This window comes from Chryseobacterium sp. JUb7 (assembly GCF_024806495.1).
Classification (GTDB): domain Bacteria; phylum Bacteroidota; class Bacteroidia; order Flavobacteriales; family Weeksellaceae; genus Chryseobacterium.
The window spans coordinates 118,384-132,967 of sequence record NZ_JANUFF010000010.1; the positions used below are offsets into that span (position 1 = coordinate 118,384).

A 14,584-nucleotide genomic window follows, 5' to 3' on the forward strand; every position below is an offset into this window, starting at 1 on the left:
TTAATTAAAATTGAAAATTAAACCCTAAAGAATACACTCTTGGTCTTTGATACAAATTATTGTCTATCCCATTAAATACTTCTGGATCCAGACCACTATATTTAGTAATGACAAAAGCATTCTGAACAGATCCGAAAACTCTTAATTTAGACTCTTTAATAAATCTTGGGAAATTATAACCTACATTGATGTTATCCATTCTTACAAATGAAGCATTTTCAACATAATAATCCGATAAAAGCTGAGTATTTTTAAATCCTGTATCCAAATAACTCGTATGTACATTCTGTAAATACTGATTTAATGTTATTCCCTGTTCTGTACCATATTGCGAAGCGACATTATTGTATACATAATTACCAATACTCGCTCTCATGGTAAAACCTAAGTCCCAGTTTTTGTAATTGAACTTAGAAGAGAATCCTAAAAGCACATCCGGAGCCGGAGATTTATATCTGTATAAATCATCTGTGTTTACTAATCCGTCACCATTTCTGTCTACATATACACCTTCAATAGGTTTTCCATTATTGTCATAAACCTGTTGATAAACATAGAAGGAATTAGGCTGATATCCTTCTGTATTCACCTGAATCGTAGTACCGGTTGCACCTCCGATTGTATTGATTAAAGTTTGATTTGAATTCAGATTCGTTATTTCTGATCTAAAATGAGTAGCATTTACATTAAATTCCCATGAAAAATTATCTGTTTGAACTGCTTTTACATTAACATTTGCCTCAATCCCTCTATTACGCATATCTCCAACATTCGTCACTAGGTAATTCGTTAGATTAGCTAATGCAGGTATTGGTACAAAGCCAAGCAAATCCCTTGATTCCTTTTCGTATATATCAATGGTACCCGAGATTCTGTCTTTCAGGAATCCAAAATCAATACCTATATTTTTTGTTGTTGTGGTTTCCCATTTAAGGTTTTTATCATATCCTTGCGCTCTGTAAGTGCTATAAAAATCATTCCCAAGTTGGTATTGAGCACCACTGTCTGACATGATATAACGGGCTAGATATGGATAATCACCTAGGTTAAGCTCCTGCTGTCCTGTTTCTCCCCAACCAGCTCTTAATTTTAGAGTGGAAATTATCTTGGATTCTTTCAGGAAATTTTCCTGATCGATTCTCCATGCTAGGGCTACAGAAGGGAAGTATCCTACTCTGTTTTCTTCGCTGAATCTTGAAGATGCATCTCTTCTTAATGAAGCGGTTAAAAGGTATTTGCTGTTAAAAGTATAATTTAGTCTTCCAAAATAGGAAAGAATTGTATTTTGAGTAAAGAAATCATTACCACTAGCGGGGTTTAAAACTCCTGTTCCATAGATTGTAGGTGCAAAAGGTTCAGATCTTTGCCAATCCTGATAAGAGTAACCAGCGGTTAAATCTACCGTAGATTTTATGGATTCAAATGTTTTTAAATAATTTAAATAAAAATCTAACAATTTATTTTTTTTCTCCTGCGTGTATCTTCTATAACTTCCTTTATTATAAAAAGCACTTGCTGCTGTTGGAAGAACAGTTGTATTTCCGTTAGAATCACTGTAATCATATCCTAAATTTAGATTTGCTCTTAGTTCAGGCAAAAAGTGAAATTTGTAATCGAATTGAACATTTCCAATTAATCTTTTCACATACGATAGGTCCCATCTTTGATTCAGCATCGAAACAGGATTTTTCGTACCATTAGTATTAGGCTCCACAGTTAATTGGTTTAACCATTCCCAATACCCTCCGTAATCACCGAATGACGGATCAGTAACCGATTGTGTAGGGTCAAAAACTACTGCTGCACCGATAGCTCCATCATCTTTAAACCTATTTTCAACATAGGTTCCTTTCAAATTCAAACTTACTTCTAAATGCTTATCGAAGAATTTAGGATTCAAGTTTAGTGAGGCTGTCGTTCTCTCGATGGTATTGGTTCTGATAATACCTTCCTGATTCAGATAACCTAAAGAAAGTCTATATGGCAATCCTTTAATACCTCCTGATAATGAAATATTATTATCTACTCCTACTGCTGTTTGGTAAATTTGATTTTGCCAGTTGGTATTGGAGTTTCCTAGATATGTTTTGTATACAGGAGTTGCTTTTTCATTCACCAACTTTCTAAACTCATCTGCAGATAACATATCTATATTACCCATTTTATTATAAACTGATGTAGTCGTTGTAAAATTGGCTTTTAATTTTCCGGATGTTCCTCTTTTTGTCGTAATGATAATTACTCCATTAGATGCTCTACTTCCATAGATAGCAGCAGCAGAAGCATCTTTTAAAATACTGAAGCTTTCAATATCATTTGGGTTTATGAGAGCTAAAGGATTAGTTGCTCCGCTTATCCCATTAGTATCTACAGGTACACCATCAATAACAATTAAAGGATCGTTACTTGCAGTCAAAGATGCACCACCCCGGATTCTGATTGTGGATCCCGCACCGGGAGCTCCACTATTGGTAGTAATCTGAACACCTGATGTTTTTCCCTGTATCAGCTGTTCTGGTGAGTTGATACTTCCTTCGTTAAAATCTTTCGCAGAGATAGCTGTAACAGACCCCGTCAAATCAGTTTTCTTCTGTTTTCCATATCCGATCAATACAACTTCCTCTATTTTTTTCTCTTTTAAAGAATCTGTCTGCGCATGAATCATGGTGCTGGCCAATAAGAATGCAGGCGCAATTTTTAATACCGTTGTAAAATTCTTCACAATATTATTTTTTATATAGTTTCGTTTTTATAGTAAATTCTGACACAAAGCCAGTCTTGCAATTTATTAAAAAATTATAATTATCATAATTTTATTTAAAATTTAGATAATTTTATGTACATTAAACGACTATTTTAAAGTAAATATCTGTTTTTCATTTATTTGTGATAAAATATGCAAAGCATAATATTAAGATCGTTTTAACAAAAAGTTAAACATTCGTTTAACTAAATGTAATATCAATCGATTGCAGATTTCCAAAATACCATTATACAAAGCTTTTGCTCATCTTTCTGAGATTATCCCTATCTTTGTATTTCAAAACTTTACTATAAATGTCAAACAGAAAGATGATTACGGCAGCTTTGCCATACGCAAACGGACCGGTTCATATAGGGCATTTGGCAGGTGTTTATATTCCTGCGGATGTTTACGCAAGATTTCAGAGAAGATTAGGAAAAGATGTAGCGTTTATCTGTGGTTCAGATGAACATGGGATTCCTATTACCATCAGAGCAAAAAAAGAAGGCGTTACGCCTCAGGATATCGTTGACAAATACCACGGAATCATTAAAAAATCTTTTTCAGATTTGGGGATTTCGTTTGATGAATATTCAAGAACGACTTCTAAGAAACACTATGAAACAAGCCAGGATTTTTTCAAAGTTCTTTATGAAAAAGGAAAATTCACGGAAGAAGTTTCTGAGCAGTATTTTGACGAACAGGCTAATGAATTTTTAGCTGACCGATACATCGTTGGAACGTGCCCGAATTGTGGAAATGAAAACGCTTACGGAGATCAGTGTGAGAAATGTGGCTCTACTCTTTCTCCATCAGAACTGATCAATCCAAAATCAATGCTGAGTGGAAATGTTCCTATTTTAAAAGAAACAAAGAACTGGTATCTGCCATTAAATGAATACGAAGATTTCCTGAATGAGTGGATCATTGAAGGTCATAAAGACGACTGGAAACCAAATGTTTACGGACAGGTAAAATCCTGGCTAAATGATGGCTTAAAGCCACGTGCAATGACCAGAGATCTAAACTGGGGAGTTCCTGTTCCTCTTCCGAATGCAGAGGGAAAAGTTCTTTATGTATGGTTTGATGCACCGATCGGATATATTTCTTTCACCAAAGAATGGGCAGAGAAAAACGGAAAAGACTGGAAAGATTACTGGCAAAGTGAAGGAAGTGACTTAGTACATTTCATCGGAAAAGATAATATTGTATTCCACTGTATTATTTTCCCTGCAATGATGAAAGCTCACGGAGATTATGTCATGCCGAAAAATGTTCCTGCTTTTGAATTCCTGAATCTTGAAAATGATAAAATTTCAACTTCAAGAAACTGGGCGGTTTGGGCGCACGAGTATGTTGAGGATTTCCCGGGACAGCAAGATGTATTGAGGTATGCTCTTCTTTCATCCGCTCCGGAAACTAAGGATAATAATTTTACTTGGAAAGATTTTCAGACGAAGAACAATTCTGAATTAGTAAATAAATTTGGAAACTTTATTAATAGAGTAATTTCTTTCACAAACAAAAATTTTGAAGGAAAAGTTCCAAATGGAGTTTTAGATGAAGAAAGTAAAACTGCAATTAAAACTGCAATAGAGAAAGTTAGCTATCATTTAGAAAAGTATGAATTTAGAAATTCTTTGAATTCATTTATGGAGCTTGTTGACTATGGTAACTTGTATCTTCAAAATGCAGCTCCTTGGAAAACAATTAAAGAAGATATAAATGTGGCTGGTCAAGCGATGTTTGTGGGAGCACAAATTGCAGCTGTAGTAGCTCAATTATGCGAACCATTCATGCCTTTCTCAGCAGAGAAACTTTTTGGATACTTTAATATTGAGAAAAAAAATTGGGAAGATTTACAAAACTCTGAGATACAAATTGAAGTGGGTCATAAAATTGAAAACGCACCTCTTTTGTTCGCTCCTATTGAAGACAGTGTTATCGAAGCTCAGATTCAAAAATTAGAGGATACAAAACAAAACAATAAAAAAACAAACCCTAACGCCAATCCTATGAAAGACGAAATCACTTTTGATGATTTTACGAAAATCGACTTAAGAACAGCAACGATTACAGAAGCTGAAAAAGTAGAAAAAGCTGATAAATTACTGAAACTGACTGTTGACACAGGCGTAGATGTAAGAACCGTTGTTTCAGGAATCGCAGAAAGCTTTACTCCGGAAGAAGTAATTGGAAAGCAGGTAATGATTTTATTAAACCTTGCTCCGAGAAAAATCAGAGGAATTGAGTCTCAGGGAATGTTGTTGCTAACGACAAAACCAGACGGAAAATTATCTTTTGTTACCCCAGACGACAGCAATGTTGAAAACGGTATTGAAATCGGATAAAATTTTGAAATTCCAGATAAAGAAAAACCACATGAAACCCATGTGGTTTTTTGCTTTCTTCTTTAAAAGATGCTTAGACAGGCTTAGCATGACAACGCCAGAAATGAATCGCTAATAAAAAACAGTTAGTATTAGAGATGTCATGCTGAGCTTGTCGAAGCATTTATATTTTATTTTTTCGTCAGTTTCGCCAAATAAGCATCCTCATCCTGCAAAATCTTCTCAATGATAAAACCGTTATTTTCAGCAGCATTTTTTAAGGTATTAAAATCCAGATACAACCATTTGATGGGATCTTCAGATTCTCCTTTGTAGTGAACGGTATAGTCGAGTTCGCCATAATATCCTTCTGCCGGAATGTAAACTCCTCCGTCCTCATCGCGGTCGAACATATATAAAATATCAGTACTGTCGATCAGAATCTGCCCTTTTGAACTCAATAAAGAATATAGTTTTTTAAGATAAATATCAATTACGTTAAGACTCTGGAAAATACCGGTTCCGTTCATTAATAAAAGAATGGTATCAAAAGTTTCTCCGGAAAAATGAAGCATATTTTCTGAAACAGCTTTTTTTATTCCTCTCGACAGACAGACCTCTATCGATTTTGGCGAAATATCCAGCGCTGTGACATCCAGATTTCTTTCATTCTGAAGATATAATGAGTGCGAACCTGCCCCTGCTCCGATATCCAGTACTTTTCCCTGAGATAACTTCAGCGCTTTTTGTTCGATTTCATTCATTTCTTCAAATTCTCTGAAGAGATAATCTACCGGAAGCTCATCCAGTTCGGAAATTGAAGTTTCAGTCTGCAGATCTTCAGGATTTTCATTATGAAAATAATCCCAGATGGCCTTGCCCATTAAGTCTTTCATGTCTTATTTTAATGGGCAAAGATAAATATTTTTTAAAATACACTTAAATCATACTGCTTTACCAGATCCAAAATCATATGATAACCTGCCAGTGAGTTTCCATGCTGATCCAGAGCCGGGCTGAAAACGCCTATTCCCATTTTACCAGGAACACTTACCGTAATTCCGCCACCAACGCCTGATTTGCTTGGCAGCCCAACATTTCTGGAATATTCACCACTGAATTCATACATTCCGGCAGTCAGCATTTGTGATTCTATTAATTTTGCAATTTCTTTATTTTTATGTGTAGCATCTCCATCAAACCTTACACATTGGTTAGCAAAGAAATAACCGATCTTCGCAAGATCTTCAGCCGTCAGTTCAATAGAACACTGCTTGAAATAATTATCCAGCTGATCTTCATTTCCGGAAATCAATCCATTATTTTTCATCAGATAAAACATACCTCGATTACGATTTCCGGTAGATTTTTCAGACTCATAAACAGATTTATTATAATCAATGGTTTTATTCTTAGTAATATATCTTACCATATCCAAAATTTTCAGAAATGGCTTTTCACCGTCTCCGGCTATCAGAGAAGTCGTCAGAATAGCTCCCGCATTCATCATTGGATTAAGCGGTTTTCCTGTTGTTTCAAGATTAGAAAAATGATTAAAAGGCTTATCAGATCCAAAATATCCTATTTTATCAAACACATCCGCTTCTCCTCTTTCGTTTACAGCAAGCATCAATGCTATGATTTTAGAGATACTCTGCATTGTAAATTTCTTATGCACATCTCCTGTATTAAAAACTTTCCCATTTTTGTCTACCAGTGAAAAAGCAATCGCTTTAGCATCCATTTTTCCCAGTTCAGGAATATAGTCAGCCACTTTTCCCTGTGTGTAATATGCTCTGTTTTTTTCGAGAATACCGCTTAATATTTTTTCCGAAATCGCTGGCGGATCAATTGATTTTTGAGCGTAAATTACTGTATTTAAAGAAAGAAGCGCTGCAACAAGCATCACTTTTGCAGATAAAAAACTATTTTTTTTCATATCGACCAGAATCTCATTTTATTTTTGAATCAAACCAGTACCAGAAAATACTGATGCAGATATCAGATGATCTTTTACCATCATCATTTCTATCCGTCGGTAAAGATAATTAAATAAAATTTTCATTGAAGTTATACTCCATTCCATATCACTGCCATTAGTTTTTTCTATTTCTAACCCATCATTGTTTTTATATTATTTCCATAACTTGTATCTTTTAAACACTAGCATTATCTTATGACAAATAAAGAATTTAATTTTCATAAAGGCTTCCTCTTCAGCAAACATATTCCCGAAGAAATTTCGCATTTCGATCGGGTTTTTGATGTTTTCAAGGATTTGCTGACGCATACTTCCGGCGATATTGAGGAAGCCTTTGACTGGCTTGATATGCTTGACAAGGAATATGATATTTTCAGTGAAGAATATACCCTTGAAAATTTTGAAGAAGATTTACGAAAACGGGGCTATATCAAACGGGAAGATGATTCTGAAGACGGAAATTCAGGACCTGGAAAAGGTAAAAATATGCTGACGGCAAAGCTTGAAGCTGCTTTACGGGAGTATGCCCTGGAACAGATTTTCGGAAAGCTTAAAAAAAGCGGAGTCGGAAACCATCGTACCACGAAAACCGGGGTTGGCGATGAACGTGATGGGGAAAACCGAAATTTCCAATATGGAGACGACCTTTCTCTCGTGAATATGACCGAAAGTTTAAAGAATGCACAGATCAACAACGGAATTGCAGACCTTCGAATGACCGAGGATGACCTCATCGTAGAAGAAACCAAGCATAAAGCGCAAATGAGCACTGTTTTAATGATTGATATCAGCCATTCTATGATTTTATACGGTGAAGACCGCATCACTCCTGCAAAAAAGGTTGCGATGGCTTTGGTGGAATTAATCAACAGAAAATATCCTAAAGATTCCATTGATATTATCGTCTTCGGAAATGAAGCCTGGCCTATTAAAATCAAAGATCTTCCTTATTTACAGGTCGGACCTTATCACACCAATACGGTTGCCGGTCTCGAACTGGCGATGGATATTCTTCGCAGAAAAAGAAATACCAATAAACAGATTTTCATGATCACCGATGGAAAGCCAAGCTGCATCCGTTTACCTAACGGCGAATTTTATATGAACAGTGTCGGTTTAGACGAAAGGATTGTTTCTCAATGTCTGAATAAAGCGGCACAGGCCAGAAAACTAAGGATACCTATTACCACCTTTATGATCGCCCAAGACCCTTATCTGCGTCAGTTTGTAAAAGAATTCACTGCTCAGAATAAAGGAAAAGCCTTTTTAACGGGACTTTCAGGTTTAGGACAGATGATTTTTGAAGACTACGAAAAAAACAGAATTAAAAGGATTTAAAGATGGATGATGGAAGCTTGAAGATGGATGTCTCTGAAGTATGTAGTTCAAAATTTGTAAAAGCTTCATTGTAGATACCTCTTTTGATTACTTTATTATCTAAACTTCCAGCTTCCATCACCCTTCATCCTACCATTAAAATAATATTATTACAACTAATGAAAAACGATATCACATTCAAGGAATTAAAAAATTCAGGATATACCGATAAAACGATTAATGAAGAAATTCAGGCTAACTTAATTGCAAGAATTAAAGCTAAAGAACCTGTATTTGAAGGACTTTGGGGCTATGAAGATTCTGTAGTTCCTCAGTTAAAAAAAGCTATTCTAGCCGGTCATCATATTAACTTATTAGGACTACGCGGACAGGCAAAAACCAGAATTGCAAGAAGTATGGTCAGTCTTCTTGATGAATATATGCCGATTGTAAAAGGATCGGAGATTAACGACAGTCCGTTTCAGCCTATCTCAAAATATGCGCGGGATCTTATTGCCGAACTTGGTGATGAAACTCCAATTTCGTGGGTTCACCGCTCCGACCGTTTCTTTGAAAAACTGGCAACACCGGATGTAAATGTAGCTGACTTAATTGGTGATATCGATCCGATCAAAGCAGCAACTTTAAAACTGCCCTATTCTGATGAGCGTGTTTTACATTACGGAATGATTCCACGTGCCAACCGTTCTATATTTGTATTGAATGAACTTCCCGATTTACAGGCCAGAATTCAGGTTTCTTTATTCAATATTTTACAGGAGGGTGATATTCAGATCCGTGGATTCCAATTGAGAATGCCTCTGGATATCCAGTTTGTGTTTACAGCCAACCCTGAAGATTATACCAACAGAGGTAGCATTGTAACTCCTTTAAAAGACAGAATCGGGTCGCAGATCTTTACGCATTATCCGAAAACAATTGCTTTGGCAAGACAAATTACGGAACAGGAAGCCTTGATCTCAGCAGAAGATAAGGCACAGATTCAGATCCCGAATCTTGCAAAAGATCTTTTGGAGGAAGTTGCTTTTACAGCACGTGACAGTGAATATGTAGACGCGAAAAGCGGGGTAAGTGCCCGACTCACCATCAGTGCTATGGAAAATTTAGTAGCCTCTGCAAAATTACGTTTAATAGAAACTGATGCCGAAAAAACCACAGTACGTCTCCTTGATTTTATGTCGATCATCCCTTCTATTACAGGAAAAATTGAATTGGTGTATGAAGGCGAACAGGAAGGTGCCGATTATGTAGCCAAAATATTGATTGATAAAGCAGTTATGACACAGTTTGAGAGTATTTTCCCAAGAATTTCCAAACTGGAAAAAGAAGGGATCAAAACACCGTACACCGATCTTATCAAATGGTTTAATAAAAATCAATTGGAATTAAACTATGCCGACACCGATGAAGAGTTTTACAATAAACTGAATGCAATAGAACCTTTGAACACTGTTGTAGAAGAAAATGCTCCGGAATTCAGTCAGGAAGACAAAAATTTCTGTAAAGAATTAATATTATGGGCATTAACGATTAGTAAAAAACTGGACAAATCTGAAAATCAGTCTGTTTTTACGTTTGATTCAGCGGATGTGAGACAGCTTTTCCGTAATTAATATTTTAATAACAGATAACTTAAAGGTTGCTTCCTATTTTGAAGCAACCTTTTTTATAAATTGTCTTTATTTTAGATATTAAAATTTAGTAAGAATATGAATATCTGGACACCTATTCCGATTGAAGAACTGGACAATTTAATTCAAAAAAATCAAACAGAACTTCATGGCCAGTTCTGGAACTTCTGGCAATTGATAAAGATAAATCCTGTAAAATGGCAAGAAGAAGAATATGGAGATGAGGGAGGTGGCTTTTGGGTAGTTGCAATTTGCGGTACAAAAGTAATCTGGTATAATGACATTGAAGAAGGTTTCAACATTTCAAACTATACACAATGGGGTAAAATTGACGAATACTGCTGTAATCAGGATGAAATTAATATTGCTGTAATGAGAATGTCCGAATTTATTACATACAATAGCAATACTATTGAGCAGACAAGATAAGCATCAACAATTTTAAAAATAAAAAACAGACTTCTTTTCAATGGGAAGCCTGTTTTATTTATTTTTTAAAAATCAAAGGTATAAGAGAGGTTAAATGTTCTTCCTCTTCCTTTATAATTAAACAATTCCGGAAGTCCGTAAGATGAATATAAAACCTGTGAACGCTTGCTCCAGATAGTCTGATAATCAGTATTAAATACATTCTGAATTCCTACATTGAATCTGCCCCAGTTGAATCGGTAACCTACCATCAGATCGGAGGTATTATATCCGTCAATTTCATTATTGATATCATCCTTCAGCTTGAAATTCTGAAGTGACTGGAATCTGAACGACCAGTTTTTAACATTATAACCAATATAAGTCACCAATTTTGAAGGTGAAGCATTATAAATCTCCTGTTTTATCCACTCGCCCTTGTTATCAACTTCAGATTTGATCAATAAACCACTGGCTCCGAAATAAACGCCGTTGTTTAAAGAATAGGAAATTTCCGCTTCAATTCCCATATTTCTCAGTTTCAAATCATTCACAAGAATCTGAAAAGTCGTCCTGTCGACAGCAACCGTTTTATCAGAATTGCTTAAAAATCCCGCAATCTGTCCTCGGAGTCCTCCTTTATGAATACGATATCCTACTTCAAACTGATTGGTTTTTATGGCCTGCAAAGGTTGCTCTTTTACATTGATGCTTGAGGTTACATCCCAGTTTCCGGTTGTCGCATTAAGGACGTAGACTCCGATTCCGTAATATTTTGACGGATCAGCCAGACTTACTCCCTGAGAAAAAGTTCCCCACGCCTGATGCTCCTCATTAAATTTATACAATAATCCACCATTGAATAAAGTCACATTGTATGAACTTTCCCCTCCCGGAATAGCAGAAGCCGAACTTCCGTATCCCATGGCTACCTGAGTCTGCTGTTGAGAGCCCACAAAATCATCTACTTTTACATGGATATTCTGATAACGTATCCCTCCATTCAATTGCAGTTTTGGAAGAATATTATATTTTGCCTGTATGTATCCTGCATAACTTTCGGAGTGATTGGTAGGATATCTTCCCAGGCTGTATTTTGTTTCATTCACCAGACCGCCGCTCGACATTGTTTTTGCCAAATCATATACCGATTGGTTACCTTCAAATTTTTCCAGATCAACATCTACTCCATACGTCACATTCAGACCTTTCCATGACTTTGATAATAAAGCTTTTAATCCGGAATAATAAGTATCCTGCTGCGAAGATGACATATAAGAAGTCGTTGCAGGAATTTTTACACTTCCCGGAAACGGATAAAATCCTAATTTCTCCCCACGTGTCGCCAGCTGAACATATAAATCCTGACCTCCTAGAATATTATTTCCATTATAGGTTAATGTTCCCATATAACGCTCCGTTCCGATATTTTTATCTGAAGAAAAACCGTCTCTCATATCCAGTAAACTTGGGTTTTTGGTGGTAAAAGCGCTTAGATTTTCTCCTAAATAAAGACTTCTGTCACCATTAAATTTTGAGTTGTAATACTGAATCGAAGCTGTAATTTTATGCTTATTATTAAACTGATAACCTCCTGTTGCTAAAATGTCAATAGACTGATTATACTGTAAATCTGTTTGTGTAATATCTGTAATTACCTGTTTCTGATCGGCTCCGTAAACGCCACCGTTTTGCTGGTAGGCAACCCCCAATCTTCCGAAAAGTTTCTCCCCTTTTCCTGACACAGACTGCGCTGCACGGAAATCATGGTCATCGCTTCCCATAAAACCGGTACGGACTCCCAGTTCCGTTTCTCCACTGATTCCTTTTTTAGAAGGCGCTTTAGTAATAATATTAATGATGCCCCCCGTTGCATTTCCTCCGTAGATAGAACTTGCTCCGGAAAGGACCTCTATTCTTTCAATATTAAATGGATCGATTGCATCCAGCTGTCGGCTGATGGCACGGATACTGTTCAGAGAAACCCCGTCAATCATCACCAAAGCTGAGCGGCCTCTCATATTTTGTCCGTAATTTGTTCTTCCCTGCGGACCGATATCCATACTTGGAATAAGAATAGATAACATTTCTTTAATCGGAACTCCGCTTTTTGCCTGCTCCTGTATTTTTTCTTTCTGTACAACCCAGACTGTTCCCGGAATTTCAGAAATTTTTGTAGGTTTTCTGGATGCTACGATCACTACATCATCAATCTTTTTTGAAGCTACCGAATCCTGTGTCGTCTGGGAAAAAGCAATTCCCGAAATCAATAAAGCTATTACTACATACTGCTTTCTCATTCTTCTAATTAAAAATTTTATAAATAATTTCAAAATTAATTTTTATTATTTCTAAATAAAAATTAGGTTGCATGAAATTTTTCATGTTTTTTAAATGACTGTTTAATTTTTTATCATTAAACTTTCCTACTAGAAAAGTAAAACCCCACTTTCTTATAAAAATGGAGTTTTACAAATGAAAAACAAGGTATCTTTATACCGCAGGTCCCGCTGCGTCTTTTATTTCTTCTAATAATTTTTTTCTTTCACGAAGTCTTCTTCTGGCAATGACTGACTTTCCACTTAACATTCTTACAAATCTTGAATATTGAAAATGCTCTTTACCAAAATGATGCGTGAAAACATAAATCAAAATTCCAAAACCGGCTACCACAATATATCCAAAGAGTTTTTTATTGGCTGCAATAATAGCATTCAACTGAATCGTTTTCATATTGGAGGCTACATTCTGAGGACTTACAGTCATTCCATCCATATAAACTGCTAGATCGCCTAAACTGACAACTTGAAATTGATACTGGAACCATGAAAATACCGCAGAAAATAAGCCTATCGTCAGGAATGTTCTCCAGACCAAAGCTAGCCCAATCGCAGCAAGCATATCATTTAATTCAAGCTTATCTAATGTATAATACCAAACTGAAATAAATAAAGCTGTCATTCCGAAACCCTTTAAAAACAAAGGCAAATACCAATTATCATAATTAAATTCCAGAACCATAGAAAAATACATAATGATTGAATAACCGAGCATTGCCGCAAACCCTGAAAAAACATACATTTTCAAAGGATTCTCTTTTTTAAACCAAAAAACGGCTACTATTCCGGCTAAAATAATCCCCGGAATCATTAGTAAATTCAATTTTGCATTCGTTAACTGATCATATCCCAAAACCCCAACTGCAAAGATATTCTGAATAGATGCAGTTGCCATAAACATTCCCAGGCATAATAGCATGAACAGCCCGTTCAGAACATTGCTTCTTGAGAAGATTTTAAAGGACAAATAAGGTCTTTTCAAATGCGTCTGTCTCGTAACTAAAAGTGCAAAACTTGCGAACGCCGCGATACTTGCATTAATGATTTTAGGTGAATTAAGCCAATCCTGTTGTTTTCCAAATGCAAGAACATACGCAGAAAACATAAAGGTTGAAATAAAAAATACAATACTCAACCAATCAATATAATGTAACGGAACTTTAAGTGCAAAGTATTTATTATGCATAAAAATCCATTGCAATAGCGCCATCACAAAGCATAAAATAGAGATGATGACAAAAAACTGTTGCCAGTTATATAAAATCGAAACTTCAACGGCATAATATCCTGCGATTTGGTTCATAATGAGAATAAAAGTGTAAAAAACACCGTAAAACATCCCACGATTTCCAATCATTGCCATTACCGGCAAAAATAATTCTATAGCGGCAATCATTTTCAGAAAACCTATCATTAAAGAACTTCCGATAATGACCGTAGGTTCTAAAGTAGTGGCATTGATATAATTTAATACTCCTAAAAGCATCAAAACCGCAGTAATTTTATCACGAATTTTGAATCTCATTTTTAGTCGTAAAACAATCGGCATCGCTGCACCCATCCCAATTGTCGTTGTATAATTTGCAAAAATATAATATTCCGAAAGCGTACCCGTACCACCCACCATATAACTGATGTTCCCCGAATAAACCCCACCCAGGGGCATCACAACTGCCATTAATAAAACTATTAATAAAAGCTGTACAGGTTTTGGTACCCAATCGTGATATAATCCTTTGTTGTACATGATTTTTTGTTAGATATGAGATTTCAGAAAATAGACATCAGATTTCCAGCTTTCTGCATTAAATCCC

General features: G+C 35.8%; 9 protein-coding genes. 4 read left to right on the forward strand and 5 right to left on the reverse strand.

Annotated features, from left to right (window positions below):
• Positions 1–4: 4 nt before the first annotated feature.
• Positions 5–2,722 (reverse strand): SusC/RagA family TonB-linked outer membrane protein, encoded by a 2,718-nt coding sequence (locus tag M2373_RS17020; RefSeq protein WP_259112304.1) that lies wholly within the window; start codon positions 2,720–2,722, stop codon positions 5–7.
• A 335-nt stretch (positions 2,723–3,057) separates the two neighbouring features.
• On the opposite strand from M2373_RS17020, the gene metG reads away from it, so the two are divergent.
• Positions 3,058–5,094: a methionine--tRNA ligase gene (gene metG / locus M2373_RS17025; RefSeq protein ID WP_259112305.1), complete on the forward strand. Its 2,037-nt coding sequence runs from the start codon at positions 3,058–3,060 to the stop codon at positions 5,092–5,094.
• Positions 5,095–5,264: 170 nt separating this feature from the next.
• Here metG and M2373_RS17030 read toward each other — a convergent pair whose 3' ends face one another.
• A complete protein-coding gene (locus M2373_RS17030; RefSeq protein ID WP_259112307.1) occupies positions 5,265–5,969 on the reverse strand; it encodes a bifunctional 2-polyprenyl-6-hydroxyphenol methylase/3-demethylubiquinol 3-O-methyltransferase UbiG in 705 nt (234 codons plus the stop codon).
• A gap of 32 nt (positions 5,970–6,001) precedes the next feature.
• Positions 6,002–7,012, reverse strand: a complete 1,011-nt coding sequence (gene glsA, locus M2373_RS17035) for a glutaminase A (protein ID WP_259112308.1) — start codon at positions 7,010–7,012, stop codon at positions 6,002–6,004.
• A 237-nt stretch (positions 7,013–7,249) separates the two neighbouring features.
• Between glsA and M2373_RS17040 the strand changes: the two genes are divergently transcribed.
• The 3 genes from M2373_RS17040 (at position 7,250) to M2373_RS17050 (ending at position 10,452) form a co-directional block, all read left to right on the forward strand.
• Entirely contained in the window at positions 7,250–8,392 is a 1,143-nt protein-coding gene (locus M2373_RS17040) for a VWA domain-containing protein (protein ID WP_259112310.1), read from the forward strand.
• Between the two features lie 158 nt (positions 8,393–8,550).
• Positions 8,551–10,005: a sigma 54-interacting transcriptional regulator gene (locus M2373_RS17045; protein ID WP_259112311.1), complete on the forward strand. Its 1,455-nt coding sequence runs from the start codon at positions 8,551–8,553 to the stop codon at positions 10,003–10,005.
• A gap of 96 nt (positions 10,006–10,101) precedes the next feature.
• On the forward strand, positions 10,102–10,452 hold the full coding sequence (locus M2373_RS17050; RefSeq protein ID WP_259112313.1) for a hypothetical protein: 351 nt from the start codon (positions 10,102–10,104) through the stop codon (positions 10,450–10,452).
• 65 nt (positions 10,453–10,517) lie between these two features.
• Here the strand turns inward: M2373_RS17050 and M2373_RS17055 are convergent, their stop codons facing one another.
• A complete protein-coding gene (locus M2373_RS17055) occupies positions 10,518–12,731 on the reverse strand; it encodes a TonB-dependent receptor (RefSeq protein ID WP_259112314.1) in 2,214 nt (737 codons plus the stop codon).
• A gap of 193 nt (positions 12,732–12,924) precedes the next feature.
• Positions 12,925–14,517 (reverse strand): MFS transporter, encoded by a 1,593-nt coding sequence (locus M2373_RS17060; RefSeq protein WP_259112315.1) that lies wholly within the window; start codon positions 14,515–14,517, stop codon positions 12,925–12,927.
• Positions 14,518–14,584 lie beyond the last annotated feature (67 nt).